Genomic DNA, 16,211 nt, shown 5'->3' with positions numbered 1-16,211 from the left:
CCCGGTCAGCTCCGGGGCTGGATGGTGTCGGCAGGACCGAAGACGGGTCCCGGCGTCGGGCGTTTCGGAAGGATTCCGTCGCCGGAGGACCGGTGCCGGATCCGGCGGATGACCCACGGGACAAAATACTCCCGCGCCCAAACGAGATCACCCGAGCGGGCTTCGCGCCAACTGCGCTGGGGGAGCGGCTTGGGGAACAGCGGTTCGAGGTTGTGCGGCACATTGAGTGAATCGAGGACCATCGCGGCGATCGTGTGGTGGCCGAGCGGCGAGAAGTGCAGGCGGTCTTCGTCCCACATCTGGGAGTCCGAAAGTTGCCGCAGGGACCACATGTCAGCGATCACGGCATCGTGGCGGGCGGCGACGGTGCGGAGGTTTTCGTTGTAGATGGCCACCTTGCCGCGGATCCGGCCGAGTACGGATGACACGGTGTCCGGACCATTAAAGAGAACCACCGTGGCGCCTTCGGAACTCAGGATCTGCACGGCGGCATCGAGTTTCTCGGCCAAGGCGTCGGGATCGCCGCCTGGACGGATGAGGTCGTTGCCGCCTGCGGAAATGCTCACGAGGTCCGGCTTGAGGTCCATGCACGGGCCAAGTTGTTCGTCGATGATCTGTTGTAGCAGTCGACCGCGGATGGCGAGGTTGGCGTAGGCGAAATCCCGGTGTCCCCGGCTCAGTTCCTCCGCAACGCGGTCCGCCCAGCCGCGATGTCCCCCGGGGTTGTTGGGCTCGGGGTCGCCGATGCCTTCGGTAAAGGAATCACCCAATGCCACGTAGCGGGTCCACGGATGATTCCGCTCGGCCGGCTTCGGCCCCACCGTGGAATCAGTGTCACTCACGTTCATATCCTGCCTCTTGCTGCATCGCTACGCGCCCGTAGCTTGTTACTCATGGGTAACTGCAAGAATAGTCCCATGAGTCAAGCCTCCGCCTTCCCTGCCCCTGCTTTTCCGGATCCGGTCGTTTTGTGGTCCCACGAAGAGGAAGAACGGGCTGGTAAACCGTTGCTGCTCCTGTTGCACGGTTACGGGTCCAACGAGCAAGACCTCTTCAGCCTTGCCGGGCTGTTGCCCCAGGACTTCGTCGTCGCTTCGCTCCGAGCGCCGATCGCCACCGGCCCGGGCTTCACGTGGTTCCCTCTCACGGCGTCCATTGACTACTCCCTCGACGCCGTCAAGGACGCAGCGGAGTACGTGTTTTCCTGGTTGGACCCGATCAAGGCCAACCACAGTTCGGTGACGCTCCTCGGATTTTCCATGGGCATGGCCATGGCCACCTCGCTGCTCCGGCAGCGCCCGGCGGACTTTGCCGCCGTCGTCGGGCTTTCAGGCTTCGCCGTTGACGTCGATGCCGACCCCGCGTTCCATGACGCCGAACTTGACGGTTCCGTGCCGCTCTTCTGGGGACGGGACCAGCAGGATCCCGTCATCACCCCGGACAAGATCGAATACACCATGGAGTGGGTGCGAAAGCACACGGACCTTACCAAGGTGCTCTACACGGGCATGTGGCACGGCATCAACCAGCAGGAAATCGGCCACGTTGCAGAATTCCTGGAGCATAAGGTCCTCGCCTCCGTCTGAAGCAACACGGGGTCACTTACGGCCCGTTCAGAGGCATGTAACGGGCCGTAAGTGACCCCGCGTTGCTAGGAACCCTTGGTGATCCGCACCGTCTGTCCGTTGACGGTCACTGTATCGCCTACGTGGAGTTGGCGGCCGCGTCGATCGTCGATCTCGCCGTTGACCTTGACCAGGCCGTTCTTGATGAGTTCCGTGGCTTCCACGCCGTCCTCCACCAGGTTGGCGAGCTTCAGGAGCTGGCCGAGGCGGATCATGTCGTCGCGGATGGGGACTTCTTCGATTTCCGGGTTGCTCATACAAGCAATGATGCCTGAAGTAAGGTGGTGAAAATGCCGCAGTCATCCCGCCCCTTGCTCACCGGGCTGCTCCTTGCCGTAGCAACCGGACTCGTGATTCCCCTTCAGGGCCGGATCAACGGCGCCCTGGGAGCAACGCTCGACGACGGCATCGCGGCCGCCGTCGTCAGCTTCACCACCGGACTGGTTCTGATCGCCGCGATCGGACTGACGCTGCCGAAGGGCCGTGCCGCCTTGCGAAGGATCCTGCCTGCCCTCAAGGAGCGGAGCTTTCCACGGTTCTACGTCCTGGCCGGCGGCATCGGCGCACTGTTCGTGTTCGCCCAATCGTTCACAGTCGGCTTGCTTGGCGTGGCCTTGTTCACGGTTGCTGCGGTGACTGGCCAGACCCTGAGCGGACTACTCGTGGACCGGCTCGGCATCGGGCCCGGCGGCAAACGCTCGATCACCGGGGTCCGCATCCTCGGCAGCGTCCTGACGATCGCCGCCGTCGCCTGGGCCGTTTCGCCGCGCCTCGGGGCAGCAGCCGACGTCGGGTCCCTGCTGCTCCCGATCCTGTTGCCCGTCGTGGCGGGCTGCCTGGTGAGTTTCCAACAGGCGATGAACGGCACGGCGACCGTCCACTACGGCAGCCCGGTCGCCGCGACGCTGGTGAATTTCGTGGCCGGAACGGTCATTCTCTGGATCGCCTGGCTCATCAAACTGATCCTCGTTGGTCCTGGCCACGCCCTGCCCGCCGAATGGTGGTATTACTTGGGCGGGCCGATGGGCTGCGTCTTCATCGGCTTGGCGGCCTTGTTGGTCCGCAGCCTGGGTGTCCTGGTGACGGGGCTGGGAATGATTGCGGGCCAGTTGCTCGGATCCCTCGCGCTTGACCTGGTCCTGCCGGCGCCTGGGACCGTGGTTGCCTTGCCCACGATCCTTGGCACCTTGCTGACGCTGTTTGCCATCATCGTCGCCACGTTGCCTTGGCCCAAGGGTGCGCTCTCTTCCCGCCGTCGCGCCGGGGCGAGTCAGGCCAGTCCCGGAGGCAGGACCGCGGCCAAAGGCCGGTAGGCTAGGACACGCAGCTTCCTGCACAGCATTACCTTCGCGCACAACCACGGACCGCACCCAGCGGCCCTGTAGAACATTGGAGTACCCATGGCAGCAAAATCCGTCCTCGACCAGGTCATTTCCCTCTCCAAGCGGAGGGGCTTCGTGTTCCAGGCCGGTGAAATCTATGGTGGCTCCCGGTCCGCATGGGACTACGGCCCCCTCGGTGCCGAGCTCAAGGAAAACATCAAGCGCCAATGGTGGCAGAGCGTCGTCCGCGGCCGCGAAGATGTGGTGGGCCTGGATTCGTCCGTAATCCTGCCCCGCCAGGTATGGGAAGCCTCCGGCCACGTCGAGGTGTTCTCGGACCCCCTCGTCGAGTGCCTTTCCTGCCACAAGCGCTACCGCGCCGACCACCTCGAGGAAGAGTACGAGGAAAAGAAGGGCCGTCCCGCCGAAAACGGCCTCAAGGACATCGCCTGCGCCAACTGCGGCACCCGCGGCCAATGGACCGAACCGCAGGAGTTCTCCGGCCTGCTCAAGACCTTCCTTGGCCCCGTGGCCAGTGAAGAAGGCCTGCACTACCTGCGCCCGGAAACCGCGCAGGGCATTTTCGTCAACTTCAGCAACGTGCTCACCACATCCCGCAAGAAGCCGCCGTTCGGCATCGGCCAGATCGGCAAGTCCTTCCGCAACGAAATCACGCCGGGCAACTTCATCTTCCGCACCCGCGAGTTCGAACAGATGGAAATGGAATTCTTCGTCGAGCCGGGCACGGACGAGGAATGGCACCAGTACTGGATGAAGGAACGCATGTCCTGGTACACCGGCCTGGGAATCCGGCCGGAAAACCTGCGTTTCTTCGAGCACCCGTTGGACAAGCTCAGCCACTACTCCAAGGGCACCACGGACATCGAGTACCGTTTCGGTTTCCAGGGCTCCGAGTGGGGCGAGCTCGAGGGCATCGCCAACCGCACCGACTTCGACCTCTCCACCCACTCGAAGGCCTCCGGCCAGGACCTCAGCTACTTCAACCAAGCCACCAACGAGCGCTACACGCCGTACGTCATTGAACCGGCCGCCGGCCTGACGCGGTCCTTCATGGCCTTCCTCGTGGACGCCTACACCGAGGACGAGGCACCCAACGCCAAGGGCGGCGTCGACGTCCGCACTGTCCTGAAGCTCGACCCCCGCCTGGCACCGGTCAAGGCAGCCGTGCTGCCGCTGAGCCGCAACGAGGACCTGTCCCCGAAGGCGAAGGACCTGGGTGCCCAGTTGCGCAAGAACTGGAACATCGACTTCGACGACGCCGGTGCCATCGGCCGCCGCTACCGCCGCCAGGACGAGATCGGTACCCCGTTCTGCATCACTGTGGACTTCGACACGCTTGATGACCAGGCCGTCACCATCCGTGAGCGCGACACCATGAGCCAGGAACGTGTGTCCCTGGACAAGGTGGAGGGTTACCTTGCTGCCCGACTGATCGGCGCCTAAGCGTGTCCATCGAATACCGCGAATGGCGTGAGGGCGACGACCTCGCGCTCCTGGAAATGTGGGGCGGGCCCGAGACCCTGCCGGCCCAGCAGTTCCGTGCAGCCCTGGCGCCGTCGAGCAACGGCGGCCAAGGCCAGCCTTGGCGCCGGTGCATCGTGGCCGAAGACGTCATTGACGGCATCGGCATCCCGGTGGCCGCGGGCGTGGTCCATGAGGCGTCCCTGCACCCGGAACGGCTCTGGGCCTACGTCGAGGTTGCCAAGGACCACCGCCGGAGCGGGATAGGGGCCACGCTCCTGACCATGCTGCGGCGCGAAGCCGAACAGTCGCCGTCGGGGGTTACCAAGCTGCGCAGCAAAGTGGAGCCCGGCACGTCCGGCGCCGCCTTCGCCGAGTGGGCAGGGCTCGCGCCTATCCAGCGTTCCCGGCTTGTGGTGGTGGATCCCGAGCCGCTCAGGCTGCCTGTGTTTGGAGACGGCTCCGAAGAAGCCGCTTCCGAGCAGGTGGAAGACCTCGCCACGGGGTCCGTGGAACTGAGCGACGTCGTAGGCCGGTACTACACGGCCGTGCACCACTGGGACAACCCCGGCGAGCTCGGCATCCCCACGGTGCAGCGGCTGTTCCTCGACGAGCTGACGGGGGCGCACGGTGCGCTCGTGCTGCGTGCGCCCAAGGCGAGTGCCTTTGGTGCGGGAGTTCCGGCCACCCGCAAGGGCAAGTTGCAGGCCTTCGCTATCAGCTATGCCCAGGGCAGCTCGGATGAGCCCTCGGAAGTATTCCTTGGCCACGATCCGCTTTTGCAGGATGACGAGGCCCGCGCCGCGATCCGTGACCTGCTGGCGCTCATTGCCTACCAGCACCCCGTGCTCCTCGAAGTGGACGATTCGATGACGGCCGTGCGGGCCGTCGTCGATCCTTTGCTGGAGCTGGGCAAGGCGAAGCTCCGCAGTGCGGACACCTTGGTGGTCAGCGAATAACTGTTGTTCTCCCGTTACCGGCCCAACTGGCTCGCATTAGTTGTCGTTTAGAGCCCTCATAACGACAACAACTGCGAGCCAGTTGGGCGGGGCGCAGCGCTGCCCCACGTAGGCTTGTGGGCATGAGGTTTTGCAGCTAATGGGTCACGGCCATTCACACGGACACACAGAGCATTTCGAGCCCAGCCCGCAGGCGCTCGCGGCACGCAAGCGGGCCAACTGGCTCCTCGTAGCCGTGCTGGCTCCGATTGCCGTGCTCACGATCGTTGCCATGCTGCTCATGTGGCCGTCCGGGAGCAAGGAAGGCATCACGTTCGCGAGCCCCTACGCAGCCGCTCCCGGGGTGACGTTCGATACCGGCAAGATCCAAGCCGTCACCCAGGAAAGCTGCACGCAGGGGACCCAAGCTCCGGGTGCGAACGGTACGAACGGTGCGAACCAAAGCAGCGGGACACAGCCGCAGGGTTCCCAATGCACCTTCGCGTCCACGCAGCCGGATAACGGCGGCAGCCCTGTCAAAGTGGTCATTAACCCGGATGTCGCCAAGTCCCACGGCGTCAAAGTGGGGGACAGCATCCGCTACCTGAACCTCTCCGGGGTGCAGGGCGCAGCGGCAGGCAACGGCTCGCCGTCGTACGTTTTCCTGGATTTCGTGCGGACGGTTCCCATGGCCCTCCTGGCGATCCTCTATGCCGTGGTGGTCATTGCCGTCGCGCGTTGGCGCGGCTTCAGGGCGCTCCTTGGACTGGCCGGAGCCTACGTGGTGATGGTCAGCTTCATGCTTCCGGGATTGGTGGAAGGCAAGCCGCCGCTGCTCGTGGCGTTGGTTGGCTCCACGGCGATCATGATGGGCGTGCTCTATTTCGCCCACGGGTTCTCGGCCAAGACCTCCACCGCGTTGTTGGGCACGATCTTCGGCCTCGGCATTACGGCGCTGCTGGCGGCCTGGGCCACGGATGCGGCTAACCTGACCGGCATCGCAAGCAGCGAAGGCGCCACACTGGTGAACATGTCGGGCAAGATCTCCCTCACCGGGATCATCCTTTGCGGGCTGATCATCTCCGGACTCGGAGTCCTCAACGACGTGACCATCACCCAGTCCGCGGCCGTGTGGGAACTCTACGAGCTGGCACCGGAGACCGGCGCGCGCAAGCTGTTCACCTCGGCCATGAGGATCGGCCGGGACCACATCGCCTCCACCGTCTACACGATCGCCTTCGCCTACGCCGGTGCCGCCCTCCCCATCCTGATCATTGTCATGCTGTACGACCGCCCGTTGGTCGATGCCCTCACCAGCGCCGAGTTGTCCGAAGAAGTCATCCGCACCCTGGTCGGGTCCATCGGCCTGGTGCTGGCGATCCCGGTGACCACACTGATCGCCGTGATGGTGGTCAAAGCGACAGGTCCGAGGCGGCTGGCGGCCGCCGTCGCCCCGGATTCGGCGCCAGGAGACGACGACGGGAAGGTCCGCGAGCTTGAAACCGCCGGATCCGCCGATGCCTTCGAATCGTTCGATACCGGCGAGCTTGCCGCCGTCGTCATGACCAGGCGGGCACGCAGGGAAGCCGAGCGCCGCTAGCTCGCGGCGTCGAAACCGCGGGTGCGGGCCGAGCGCTGCGTTCCGGTCCGCAGCCACCGGGCGAAACCCACGTATTCACCGATAACAGGGTCCACATGACATTTGTCATCCCTCATTGGTGACACGCGCCCGGGCACCGGCCACGGATCCCGGCTTTGATGGGTAGTGAAGTGAACCAAAGCCAAGGAGAGCCATGACAACAGCGAGTGTGCCGGCCGTTCACGCCGCCGGACTGCACAAGAGCTTCGGGAAGGTCCACGCCGTCCGCGGCCTGGACCTCACCGTGCAGCCGGGGGAGGTGGTGGCGTTCCTCGGTCCCAACGGAGCGGGCAAGACCACCACGATTGATATGATCCTCGGATTGAGCGCCCCGGACCAGGGACGCGTTTCCATCTTCGGCCACACTCCCCGGGGAGCCATCGCCCGCGGCCAGGCGGCAGCCGTGATGCAGACCGGCGGCTTGCTGCGGGACATCAGCGTCCGCGAGACCGTGCAGCTCAATGCCGCCATGTTCGATTCCTCCCGCCCCGTGGACGAAGTCCTGGCGCGGGCGGGCATCCTGGAGATCGCCGACCGCAAGGTGGAAAAGTGCTCCGGCGGCCAGCAGCAACGGCTGCGCTTCGCCATGGCCCTCGTCTCCGATCCTGGATTGCTCATCCTGGACGAGCCCACCACCGGCATGGATGTCGCGGGACGACGCGACTTCTGGACCGCCATCAGGACCGACGCCCAGCGCGGACGGACCGTCATCTTCGCCACCCACTACCTCGAAGAAGCCGATGCCTACGCGGACCGGATTGTCCTGGTCCGGCAGGGCAGCATCGTTGCGGACGGCACCGCCGCCCAGATCAAGAACCTCGCCTCGGGCCGCACCGTCAAGGCTTCGCTTCCGGCCGCAGAGCGCGGACTGCTCGCCGGGATGCCGCCCGTCGAAAGCATGGAGTACGACGGCGGCCGCCTCACCGTCCGCACGGGCGACTCGGACGCCGTCGTGCGGTACTTGCTCAACAACACGGGCGCACACGACGTCGAGGTGGCGGCCAACAACCTCGAGGAGGCGTTCGTAACCCTCACCGGAGACGATGCCGTGCCGGAATCCACGAGCATCACTTTCGAAGGAGACCTCGTATGAGCACGGCAACAGTCGCCCAGGAACGGAAGCCGTCCGCCGGCGGGGTCAACCGCACGTTCCTCTGGATCGAGATCAAGCGGATGCTCCGGAACCGCCGGACCATCATGTTCACGGTATTCATGCCGGCCATCTTCTTCTTCATTTTCGGCTTGTCCAACAAGGACAAGCTTCTGCCCAACGGACACAGCTACGGCCAGTACATCCTCATCAGCCTCACGGTCTACGCCGCGATGACCGCTGCGACGGGCGCCGGCAGCCAAGTGGCGGTGGAACGTGCGCAAGGTTGGAGCCGCCAGCTGCGCCTCACGCCCCTCCTGCCCGGTGCATATATCGCGGTGAAAGCCATGGCCGCGTTGACGCTGTCCTTCGTTGCCGTCGTGGCCCAATTCGTCATCGGTGCCTTGGCAGGTGTCACGATGGATGCTCAGACCTGGCTGACGGCGGGGTTGGTAGCTTGGCTGGGCTCTCTGGTCTTCGCGGCCCTCGGCCTGTTCGTCGGATACCTTATGCCGAGCCAGAACGTCATGCAGATCCTCGGGCCGGTCCTGGCGATCCTTGCCATGCTCGGTGGGCTGTTCATGCCGATCGAAATCATGGGGGAGACCTTCGGGAACATCGCCAAGTTCACGCCGGCATACGGGATCGGGCAGTTGGCCCGGAGTCCCATCACCGGCGAGTTCGATTGGGCGTGGATCGTCAATGTGCTCACCTGGCTCGCGATCTTCGTGGCCGGGGCTGCGATGGCGTTCCGCCGCGACACGAAACGTGTCTGAACCGGCCGCTAGGGTAGGCACCATGACCAGCAACGCCATGTTCCGCGGCCCCGGGCCACGAGGCTGGTTCATCGGTGCGGGACTTTCCATCCTGCTCTGGGCCTGGCCGACGTGGAACATCGTGTGGTCCGTGGACGAGCCGCTGGCCTGGAAAGCGGCGGCTTCGGCGTCCCTGATCGTGTTCTTCGCAGCCTACGTCTTCCTGCCGCACATCAGTTGGCGCCTGGGCGTCCGGGCGGGCATCGTGTCCGTTTGTGTCCTGCTGGCGCTGAACGGGCTGATGATCCTCATCATCGGAAGGGAGGCCTTGTGGACCTGGACGTTCCTCGCCTGCGCCATCGCGATGACGTCCCTTCCGCAGCGCGCCGATTTCTTCCTCATCGTCGCCTTGTCCCTCGCCTCCTTCTGCACCCAGCTGGTGAAGGGCAACGGGGAGCAGGCCTTGCTCCAGGCCGGGATCATCTTGTCCCTCGGCCTCATGATGTCCGCCTTCGCGCGGCTGATCCGGCAGACCGCACGGCTCCGGGAAGCACAGACTGAACTGGCCGACGCCGCCGTGGCCGCTGAACGCAGCCGGGTGGCCCGGGACATGCACGACATCCTGGGGCACTCCCTGACGGTGATTGCCGTGAAAGCCGAGCTGGCCGGGAGGATGCTGGACACCGTCCCCGGCGGCCACCCTGCCCGGGACCGGGCAGCCGCCGAGATCTCCGCGGTCCAGGATTTGGCCCGCGGTGCGCTCGCCGACGTCCGCGCCACAGTGGCAGGGTACCGCGGAGTCAATGTCCTGGCCGAGCTCGCTGTTGCCCGGACGGCATTGGAATCGGCCGGGATCGACGCCGAATTGCCGGGAGCCGTGGAGCAGGTTCCGGCGCGGCACCGGGAGCTTTTCGGCTGGGTCCTGCGCGAAGGCGTCACCAACGTTGTGCGGCACTCCGGTGCCGCGCGCTGCCGCGTCCGGTTGACGGCGTCGAGCGTTCTCGTTGAGGACGACGGCGTCGGCCCGGCTTCCGGGGGCCGCTCCGGGAACGGACTGGCCGGGATCCGCGAACGCGTGGGTGCCGCCGGGGGAACGGTCAGCATTGGCCCGAGTGACCTGGGAGGGTTCAGATTGGCGGTGCAGGTATGAGCATCCGATTGGTGATCGCGGACGACCAGGCGCTCGTGCGCGGGGCACTCGCAGCGTTGCTGGGACTGGAGCAGGACATCGAGGTGGTCGCTGAACTGGGTGACGGGACAGGGGTGGCGGCCGCCGTCGTCGAGCACTCCGCCGATGTGGCGATGCTCGACGTCGAGATGCCCGGCCTGGACGGGATCAGCGCGGCGGCGGCCGTGCGGCGGGCCGCGCCGTCGTGCCGGGTCCTGATGGTGACCACATTCGGTCGGCCCGGCTACCTCAAGCGTGCCATGCAGGCCGGTGCCTCCGGATTCGTCGTCAAGGACACGCCCGCGCGGCAATTGGCCGAAGCGGTGCGCCGCGTCCACCAGGGGCTCAGGGTGGTGGATCCCGTGCTCGCCGCTGAATCTTTGACCGCCGGGGACAGTCCGTTGACCGAACGCGAGGGGGAGGTGCTCAAGGCAGCGTCCGACGGCGGAACGGTGGCCGATATCGCGAAGTCGGCGATGCTTTCCGAAGGGACCGTGCGGAACTACCTCTCCGCCGCGATGGCCAAGACCGGCGGCCGGACCCGTGCCGAGGCTGTGCGGATCGCCGAAGACAACGGCTGGCTGCTCTGAGTTCGCCTTGAGAACGTGGGTGCGGGCCGGGCGCTGCGTTCCGGGCCGTAGCTGTCGGCCCGCACCCACGTATTCGGCAAGCTCCAGTCTGAGACAATGGACGGGTGACTGTAGTAGCAACGCCCCCCTCGCCCAAGCTTGAACTGCCCCCGCTGCAGCTCGGCCGGATCACCGTGGACACCCCCGTGATCCTCGCGCCGATGGCCGGGATCACCAACTCGGCCTTCCGCCGGCTGTGCCGTGAATACGGCGGCGGTCTGTACGTCGCGGAGATGGTGACCTCCCGTGCGCTGGTGGAGCGCACGCCGGAATCGTTGCGCATCATCTCGCACGACGACGACGAAAAAGTCCGTTCCGTGCAGTTGTACGGCGTAGACCCGGTCACCGTGGGCCAGGCCGTACGCATGCTCGTCGAAGAAGACCGGGCGGACCACATCGACCTCAACTTCGGCTGTCCTGTGCCCAAGGTCACCCGGCGGGGCGGCGGATCCGCCCTTCCCTGGAAGATCGACCTCTTCACCTCGATCGTCCAGACCGCCGTCAAGGAAGCCTCCAAGGGCGATATCCCGCTGACCATCAAGATGCGCAAGGGCATTGACGAGGACCACCCCACGTACCTCGACGCCGGCCGCATCGCCCGCGATTCCGGCGTTGCCGCCGTCGCGCTCCACGGCCGCACGGCCGCGCAGTTCTACTCCGGCCAGGCCGACTGGTCCGCCATCGCACGGCTGCGCGAAGCCCTCCCGGACATTCCCGTCCTCGGCAACGGCGATATCTGGTCCGCCGAAGACGCAGTCCGCATGGTGCGCGAAACCGGGATCGACGGAGTTGTGGTGGGCCGTGGCTGCCAAGGCCGCCCGTGGCTCTTCGGTGACCTCCAGGCCGCGTTTGAAGGAAGCGATCAGCGCCACCGTCCGGGCCTGCGCGAGGTGGCCGACGGCGTCTACCGCCACGCCGAACTCATGATCGAAACCTTCGGCAACGACGAGTACAAGGCGCTGCGCGAGATCCGCAAGCACATGGCCTGGTACTTCAAGGGCTATGTGGTGGGCGGGGAACTGCGCGCCAAACTGGCCACCGTGCCGACCCTCGAGGTCCTCCGCGAGCTTCTGGACCAACTGGACATGGACCTGCCGTACCCGGGCGTCGACTCGGAGGGTCCGCGCGGACGAGCAGGTTCCCCCAAGAAGCCGGCCTTGCCCAAGGACTGGCTGCTCAGCAGGCAGATGGATGCCGATCAGACGCGCGATATCGCCGCAGCCGAACTCGACGTCTCAGGCGGCTAAACCGCGGCATGGGGCGCCGCGTGCACGCGCACGGCCGGAGTCGTGGAAAACTGGCTGCATAGGCACCGGCTGAACAGGCGCCGGTGCACGGCAAGCGGAGGAGGCAGATACCCATGGGAACTGAAGCGATGTCTGCAGCACGCCCGGCCGAAAACGCAACGGGCATTCCAGGCTATGTGGAGGCCGACTCGGAACGCTGGGTCCAGGAACCCCGGAAGAATACCTACCGCTCGGACTTCGAGAGGGACCGGGCAAGAGTGCTGCATTCGTCAGCCCTCCGGCGGCTCGGGGCCAAGACCCAGGTAGTGGCCCCCGACACCGACGACTTCGTCCGCACCCGCTTGACGCACAGCCTTGAAGTGGCCCAGGTGGGCCGCGAGTTGGGCCGGGCGCTCGGTTGCGATCCGGATGTCGTTGACACGGCATGCCTGAGCCACGATCTTGGCCACCCGCCTTTCGGCCACAACGGGGAATCCGCGCTCAACGAGGTAGCCCACGCAATCGGTGGCTTCGAAGGCAACGCCCAGACCCTGCGCCTCCTGACCCGCCTTGAACCCAAGGTCCTTGCCGCCGACGGCAGGCCCGCCGGACTGAACCTGACCCGCGCCAGCCTTGACGCCGCGTCCAAATACCCGTGGTCCGCCGTCGACGCCCCCGTCATCCACGGGCAGCGGAGCAGCAAATTCGGTGCCTATGAGGACGATCTGCCCGTGTTCGCCTGGCTTCGTGACGGCGCGCCGGGCAACCGCTCCTGCATAGAGGCCCAGGTGATGGACCTGGCCGACGACATCTCGTACTCGGTCCACGACGTCGAGGACGCAATCGTTGCCGGCCATTTCCAGCTGAAGTGGCTCGACAATCCGGATCACCGGGCCCGCGTGGTGGGGTACACCAAGCAGTGGTACCTGCCCCACAACGATCCCGCAGAAATCGATGCCGCCCTGGCCCGCCTCGAAGCCACGAGCGTGTGGGTCCGAGAGGCCGACGGCAGCCGCAAGTCGATGGCTGCGCTGAAGGACATGACGAGCCAGTTGATCGGCCGGTTCTGCCAGAGTGCACTGGAGACCACGCGCGCCCGCTTCGGACCGGACCGCCTCACCCGTTACGGCGCCGAACTCATGGTCCCGGAGGAAACCGTCACGGAGATCGCCGCCATGAAGGGCCTTGCCACGACGTTCGTCATCTCCACCGACCACCGGCAGCCCGTCTATGAGCGTCAGCGCGAAGTCCTGCACGCCTTGGTGGGCGTGCTCAATGCGAGCGGGGACCGCCACCTGGAGCCGATGTTCGCTGCGGACTGGCGGGACGCCCCCGACGACGGCGCCCGGCTTCGCGTCGTCGTCGACCAGGTTGCGTCACTGACGGACGCTTCGGCGCTGGCGATGTACGAACGGCTGGTCGGCAGCCTGCCGTCGCTCTGGTAGGCCACCGTTGGGTTGTCGGCCCGCTCAGGGGCTGTCCTCACAGGGGCTGTCCGCGCGGAGCGACTAGGATAGTGACGTGGCTGGCCTGATCAAACGTGAAGATATCGACGAAGTACGCCAGCGCACCGATATCAAGGAAGTGGTGGACGGCTACGTCACCCTCAAGGGCGCAGGTCTGGGCACCTTCAAAGGCCTCTGTCCCTTCCACGACGAGCGCTCGCCGTCGTTCACTGTCCGTCCCCAGGTAGGCCGGTACCATTGCTTCGGCTGCGGTGAAGACGGCGATGCGATCTCCTTCGTCCAGAAAATGGACCACAGCTCCTTCCACGAAGCCGTGGAAAAGCTTGCAGCCCGGATCGGCTATGAGCTGCGCTATGAAGACGGCGGCACCGGTCCCAACCGCGAGGAGGTCGGCAAGCGCCAACGGCTGCTGGATGCCCACAAGATCGCCGACGAGTTCTTCCGCGCGCAACTGCTCACGGCAGGTGCCGCCGAGGGCCGCAACTTCCTCCACGGCCGCGGCTTCGACCGGACCGCCGCCGAACAGTTCGGCGTCGGCTACGCGCCGCAAAGTTGGGACTCGCTCCTGAAACACCTCCGCGGGCGAGGTTTCACGGACGCCGAATTGAAGCTGACGGGAATGTTTTCCGAAGGCAACAGGGGCATCTACGACCGCTTCCGGGGCAGGCTCATCTGGCCCATCCGGGACATCGCCGGCGACACCATCGGCTTCGGAGCCCGCAAGCTTTACGAGGACGACCAGGGCCCGAAATACCTGAACACTCCGGAGACCGTGCTCTACAAGAAGTCCCAGGTCCTCTACGGGATCGACCTCGCCAAACGGAACATCGCCAAGGACCGGCAGTTGGTGGTGGTGGAGGGGTACACGGACGTCATGGCCTGCCACCTTGCAGGAGTCGGTACCGCGGTGGCCACGTGCGGCACGGCTTTCGGTACCGACCACATCAAGATCGCCCGCCGCTTGCTGTCCGACGACGGCACCGGGGGAGAGGTCATCTTCACCTTCGACGGCGACGCCGCCGGGCAGAAGGCGGCACTCCGCGCCTTTGAGGAAGACCAGCGTTTCGTTGCGCAGACGTACGTGGCGGTGGAACCGAGCGGGGCAGATCCGTGCGATTTGCGCCAGCTCAAGGGGGACGCGGCTGTCCGGGACCTGATCGGCACCCGCCGGCCGCTCTTCGAATTCGCCATCAGGGCCTCCCTTAAGCGCCACAACCTGGACACTGTGGAAGGCCGGGTCGCAGCCCTGCGGGAGTCGGCCCCTGTAGTGGCACAGATCAGGGATTCCGGCATCCGTCCGGCGTATGTCCGCGAGCTGGCGGGCTGGCTCGGCATGCCCATCGAGGAGGTCAGCCGGGCCGTGGGCCTGGCTGCCAAGCGGGCTGCTTCCGGCGCGGCGGGCACCGCAGGAACTGCGGGAACGGCAGGAGCCCCGGCGGCCGGGCAGGGCACAACGCCGGGACAGGCCGGCCAGCCGGCGGCAGCACCGCCGTCGGCCGCTCCCATCGCCTTCATGCGCCCGGATCCCCGGGATCCCATTGCCGCCATGGAGCGGCAGGCCCTCGAAGTCGTCATCCAGAATCCTGCCGTCCTGGGGGGCGAAGCTGCGCTTAGCGGTGGAGCGTGGGAACGTTTTGAGGCCTGCCATTTCGTCACTCCGGCCTACTCCGCGGTGCACACGGCCGTCCGGGCGGCGGGGCTCGCCCACGCGGGAGACCCTGTGGCGTGGGTGGAAGGGATCCGCCGGGAGGTTCCGGAACCGCTCCAAGGCCTGGTCTCCGAGCTTGCCGTCGTTCCGCTGCCGGCCAGCACGCCCGAAGCGCTTCAGCGGTATTGCCGCGACATTCTGGCCCGGCTTTTCGAACTACAGATCACCAGGGTCAAGGCGGACAAGATGGGCCAATTGCAGCGCCTGGATGCCTCTGCCCAGCCGGAGGAGTTCCAACGCCTCAACCGGGAACTCATGCAGTTGGAAATGCAGCGCCGCGCCCTCCGCATGGACAGCTAACGGCCTTCCCCGGCGCCGATTTCGTTTCCCGGCAGCCCTTTGTTAGGCTGGTACACGCTTCATTCCTCCGTAGCTCAATTGGCAGAGCATTCGACTGTTAATCGAAGGGTTACTGGTTCAAGTCCAGTCGGAGGAGCTTTGAGTCGGAATCCCCGTCAGCCGCGTGCTGGCGGGGATTTTTCGTACCCAGCCCGTTCGTGGGGGACAGGCTCTTGTCAGTGGCTCCGCTCCGTGTAGTACCGGACTTCGAACATCTTGGCTCCATTCTCGGAGACCCACGGACCGTGTTCCATACCCGGAGGACGGGTGGCCCAGTCGCCGGCTTTGAAGGTCCGGCCGAGCCGTTTGTCCATAAACGAGCCTTCGAAGATGAAGACCTCTTCCCAGAATTCGTGCGTCAGAACGCCGTTGGGGGAGGTGTCAGTGCCGGGCTCGAACTTCAGGATGCGCGTGACGCAGTCGTTGTCTGAATCCCGCGCCAGGATCGCCTCGGACAGGCCCTCAATATGCGGGTTGCAGGGGGTGAAGTCCACCGATTCCGTAGGGGTGAACTCAAATTCGGGCTTTGCCATCGCTATTCCTCTTACCTGACGTTTATGCCGTAGATGCTTCACGAACTGAAGACCCATTGCTCCGTTGCTCAAAAATCCGCGTCCCCAGTAGAGGGCGGGGATTTTTGGCGTCTGATTCGTATACCTGATCGTGAGGGCGACTATCGAGTGGTGAGGGTGATGTCGTCGAGGTACATCCAGGTGTCGTCGGCGGGGCTGGAGCCGTCGAGGTGGACGTTGAACCAGAGGGTGATGGTCTGGCCTTTGTAGGCGGTGAGGTCGGCGGTGAGCTGGGTCCAGGTGCCGTTGTTG

15 protein-coding genes and 1 tRNA gene are annotated in these 16,211 nt (G+C 65.5%); 13 read left to right on the top strand and 3 right to left on the bottom strand.

The window, feature by feature from the left end; all coding sequences use genetic code 11:
- Positions 1–5 precede the first annotated feature (5 nt).
- Positions 6–848, bottom strand: coding sequence for an SGNH/GDSL hydrolase family protein (locus AB0323_RS17085; RefSeq protein ID WP_364532114.1), 843 nt, complete (start codon positions 846–848; stop codon positions 6–8).
- Positions 849–917: 69 nt separating this feature from the next.
- Between AB0323_RS17085 and AB0323_RS17080 the strand changes: the two genes are divergently transcribed.
- A complete protein-coding gene (locus AB0323_RS17080; RefSeq protein WP_366178377.1) occupies positions 918–1,586 on the top strand; it encodes a phospholipase in 669 nt (222 codons plus the stop codon).
- Positions 1,587–1,651: 65 nt separating this feature from the next.
- On the opposite strand, the gene AB0323_RS17075 is transcribed toward AB0323_RS17080, so the two are convergent.
- A complete protein-coding gene (locus AB0323_RS17075) occupies positions 1,652–1,882 on the bottom strand; it encodes an RNA-binding S4 domain-containing protein (RefSeq protein WP_366178376.1) in 231 nt (76 codons plus the stop codon).
- Positions 1,883–1,915: 33 nt separating this feature from the next.
- On the opposite strand from AB0323_RS17075, the gene AB0323_RS17070 reads away from it, so the two are divergent.
- From AB0323_RS17070 to AB0323_RS17015, 12 genes are all read left to right on the top strand, one after another.
- Positions 1,916–2,938, top strand: coding sequence for a DMT family transporter (locus AB0323_RS17070; protein ID WP_366178375.1), 1,023 nt, complete (start codon positions 1,916–1,918; stop codon positions 2,936–2,938).
- An 87-nt stretch (positions 2,939–3,025) separates the two neighbouring features.
- Entirely contained in the window at positions 3,026–4,411 is a 1,386-nt protein-coding gene (locus AB0323_RS17065; RefSeq protein WP_234750757.1) for a glycine--tRNA ligase, read from the top strand.
- A gap of 2 nt (positions 4,412–4,413) precedes the next feature.
- On the top strand, positions 4,414–5,388 hold the full coding sequence (locus tag AB0323_RS17060) for a GNAT family N-acetyltransferase (protein ID WP_366178374.1): 975 nt from the start codon (positions 4,414–4,416) through the stop codon (positions 5,386–5,388).
- A 139-nt stretch (positions 5,389–5,527) separates the two neighbouring features.
- Positions 5,528–6,967, top strand: a complete 1,440-nt coding sequence (locus tag AB0323_RS17055; protein ID WP_366178373.1) for a YibE/F family protein — start codon at positions 5,528–5,530, stop codon at positions 6,965–6,967.
- Between the two features lie 193 nt (positions 6,968–7,160).
- The gene (locus AB0323_RS17050; protein WP_366178372.1) at positions 7,161–8,099 is read left to right on the top strand and encodes an ABC transporter ATP-binding protein; all 939 of its coding nucleotides are present in this window, start codon (positions 7,161–7,163) and stop codon (positions 8,097–8,099) included.
- Entirely contained in the window at positions 8,096–8,872 is a 777-nt protein-coding gene (locus tag AB0323_RS17045) for an ABC transporter permease (RefSeq protein ID WP_366178371.1), read from the top strand. Before AB0323_RS17050 ends, AB0323_RS17045 begins: the two co-directional genes overlap by 4 nt.
- Positions 8,873–8,894: 22 nt before the next feature.
- The gene (locus AB0323_RS17040; protein ID WP_366178370.1) at positions 8,895–10,001 is read left to right on the top strand and encodes a histidine kinase; all 1,107 of its coding nucleotides are present in this window, start codon (positions 8,895–8,897) and stop codon (positions 9,999–10,001) included.
- Complete coding sequence (locus tag AB0323_RS17035; protein ID WP_366178369.1) at positions 9,998–10,609, top strand: response regulator transcription factor; 612 nt, start codon at positions 9,998–10,000, stop codon at positions 10,607–10,609. Before AB0323_RS17040 ends, AB0323_RS17035 begins: the two co-directional genes overlap by 4 nt.
- A gap of 104 nt (positions 10,610–10,713) precedes the next feature.
- Positions 10,714–11,895, top strand: coding sequence for a tRNA dihydrouridine synthase DusB (gene dusB, locus AB0323_RS17030; protein ID WP_366178368.1), 1,182 nt, complete (start codon positions 10,714–10,716; stop codon positions 11,893–11,895).
- 128 nt (positions 11,896–12,023) lie between these two features.
- Positions 12,024–13,319 carry a deoxyguanosinetriphosphate triphosphohydrolase gene (locus AB0323_RS17025; protein WP_366178436.1) on the top strand — a complete coding sequence of 432 codons (1,296 nt, stop codon included), beginning with the start codon at positions 12,024–12,026 and terminating at the stop codon, positions 13,317–13,319.
- 76 nt (positions 13,320–13,395) lie between these two features.
- Positions 13,396–15,348, top strand: a complete 1,953-nt coding sequence (gene dnaG / locus AB0323_RS17020; RefSeq protein ID WP_366178367.1) for a DNA primase — start codon at positions 13,396–13,398, stop codon at positions 15,346–15,348.
- Between the two features lie 63 nt (positions 15,349–15,411).
- Positions 15,412–15,484, top strand: a tRNA-Asn gene (locus tag AB0323_RS17015).
- Between the two features lie 79 nt (positions 15,485–15,563).
- On the opposite strand, the gene AB0323_RS17010 is transcribed toward AB0323_RS17015, so the two are convergent.
- Positions 15,564–15,920 carry a cupin domain-containing protein gene (locus tag AB0323_RS17010; RefSeq protein WP_366178366.1) on the bottom strand — a complete coding sequence of 119 codons (357 nt, stop codon included), beginning with the start codon at positions 15,918–15,920 and terminating at the stop codon, positions 15,564–15,566.
- Positions 15,921–16,211 lie beyond the last annotated feature (291 nt).

It is taken from the genome of Arthrobacter sp. NPDC080031 (assembly GCF_040702485.1).
Classification (GTDB): domain Bacteria; phylum Actinomycetota; class Actinomycetes; order Actinomycetales; family Micrococcaceae; genus Arthrobacter.
This window is presented reverse-complemented; position numbering and strand designations above follow the sequence as displayed.